Source organism: Paenibacillus sp. y28 (assembly GCF_037137075.1).
GTDB lineage: Bacteria > Bacillota > Bacilli > Paenibacillales > NBRC-103111 > JBBBNV01.
The window spans coordinates 1-1,334 of sequence record NZ_JBBBNV010000097.1; the positions used below are offsets into that span (position 1 = coordinate 1).

The following is a 1,334-nucleotide window of genomic DNA, read 5'->3' on the forward strand; positions in this document are numbered from 1 at the left end:
CTAGTGCTTAAAATCTCAAATACCTCAACGTTAACAGGTTAATCTTACCAAGCGATGTGATACACTGAAAGCACGAAGAAGTGTGCGGAAGGATGATCATCGTGGCCAGAGGACCCAAAGCAAGTGAGTTGCTTGTTAGTGACACCCAACGTGAAATATTGGAACAACTGATACGGCGGCGGAGCACGTCACAATCGTTAGCCAAGCGAGTACGCCTTGTACTGGAAGCAGCCGGGGGACTAAGTAACACAGCTATCGGCGGTCTACTGCCGATGGACCGTCCTCGTGTTGTCCTTTGGCGCAAACGTTGGATCGAGCAATACCTGGAACTGTGTCAAATCGAACAAGCGCATCCAGAGGAACTGGAGGCTGCCATCGTGCAGTTGCTTAGCGACCAGCCGCGTCCGGGAACGCCGCCGACGTTCACCGAGCAGCAGGTGCTTCAGATCGTGGCCATTGCCTGCGAAGACCCGTCCGCCAGCGGACGCTCCATTAGTCACTGGACCTCACGTGAGGTGCGCGACGAGGCCATCAAGCGTGGAATCGTCGCCTCCATTTCGGTCACCCAGGTCGGTCGTTTTTTAAAATGAGGCGGATTTACGCCCGCACCGCTGTAAAGGCTGGCTGAATGCCAAGCCGCAGGATCCTGTCCTCTTTGCTCAGCAAACGCAGGCGATCAGTCGCTTATATCGGATGGCTCCACTTTTGCATTCACTTGGTGTTCACGTCGTCTCCCTGGATGAAATGACGGGCATTCAGGCGTTAGAGCGACTGCATCCGACCTTGCCGATGAAACCGGGACTTGTGGAACGGCGGGAGTTTGAATACGTCCGTCACGGCACGCTTAGTCTCATTGCCGGTCTGGACGTGGCGACGGGAAAGCTTGTGTCGTCTACGATGGGTCCGACTCGCAATGAAATGGATTTTGCCCAGCATGTCGAGCAGATCATTGAAACGGACCCGGAGGCCGAGTGGGTATTCATCGCCGACGGGCTCAATACGCACCAGTCAGAGAGCCTGGTACGCCTCGTTGCACGCCGTTGCGGATTGAACGATCCGCTGGGAGAGAAAGGGAAAAAGGGCCTGTTAGCGAGACAATCCAGTCGTGCAGCTTTTCTGGCTGACTCGTCCCACCGCATTCGTTTTCACTTCACGCCCAAGCACTGTTCCTGGCTGAACCAGATCGAGATTTGGTTCAGCATTCTTGTTCGCCGTTTGCTTAAGCGAAGCAGTTTCACCAGCACGCTTAACCTGCAAAAACAAGTGTTTGCGTTTATCGACTACTTCAACTCCACCATGGCCAAGCCTTTTAAATGGACTTATAAAGGCAAGGT

2 protein-coding genes are annotated in these 1,334 nt (G+C 54.0%); both read left to right on the forward strand.

Going from position 1 to position 1,334, the window contains the following annotated elements; genetic code table 11:
• The first annotated feature begins 92 nt into the window (after positions 1–92).
• Positions 93–590 carry a helix-turn-helix domain-containing protein gene (locus WBG83_RS22425; RefSeq protein WP_336747616.1) on the forward strand — a complete coding sequence of 166 codons (498 nt, stop codon included), beginning with the start codon at positions 93–95 and terminating at the stop codon, positions 588–590.
• 115 nt (positions 591–705) lie between these two features.
• Positions 706–1,334, forward strand: a 629-nt coding sequence (locus tag WBG83_RS22430; protein ID WP_336747617.1) for a transposase, incomplete at its 3' end; no start/stop codon positions are given.